The sequence below is a fragment of the Mycobacterium sp. NGS67 genome, from assembly GCF_059812185.1.
The window spans coordinates 1-634 of the sequence record NZ_JCALCF010000085.1 but is presented as its reverse complement, the minus strand read 5'-3'; the positions used below and the strand labels follow the sequence as shown (position 1 = coordinate 634).

Below are 634 nucleotides of genomic sequence, written 5' to 3'. Positions count from 1 at the left end.
ATTGAGCAGGTTGCTCACGGTCGGGCTGCTGAGCAGGCTGGTCACACTCGGGCTGCTCAGCACACCGGTCAGGGCGGTCGTGACGGTTGCGCTGTTGAGCAGGCTGCTCAGCCCGCCCGAACCGGACAGGCTCGCGACAAACGCCTGCAGGCCAGCGCCGGAGCCGCCGAGGCGACCCCACAGACCCGAACCCCAGCCGTTACGTCCGAACGATCCCCAACCCCCGGCCGCAGCCGGTCCGCCGGTCCCGATACCACCTAGCTCGTGCAGCCCCAGGTTCGCCAGGCCGCCGGTACCCAGCTGCAGACCGCGCAACACCCCGGCGAGATTGAACCCACCCAGCAGGCTGCTCAGCCGCACGCTGACCGCACCCAAGCCGCCTTTGAGGCCACCGTTCACACCGGCGGCCAGGCCCGACAACTCCGCCACCGCAGCCTTGACGAAACCGCCCGCACCGGCCAACGAACCCAACGGCAACTTGGTGAATGGGGTCAGCGCCGCCGCAGCCGCCGAAGCGCCGCCGTGGTAACCCAGCATCGCGACCACGTCCTGGGCCCAGAACTGCTCGTAGGCCTCTTCCATCGCCGCGATGGCCGGTGCGTTCTGACCGAACAGATTCGACACCACCAACGAC

At 68.9% G+C, this 634-nt stretch carries 1 protein-coding gene; it reads right to left on the bottom strand.

Annotated features, from left to right (window positions below):
- On the bottom strand, positions 1-634 hold a 634-nt coding region (locus AC5Y4D_RS27335; RefSeq protein ID WP_500038779.1), incomplete at both ends, for a PPE domain-containing protein.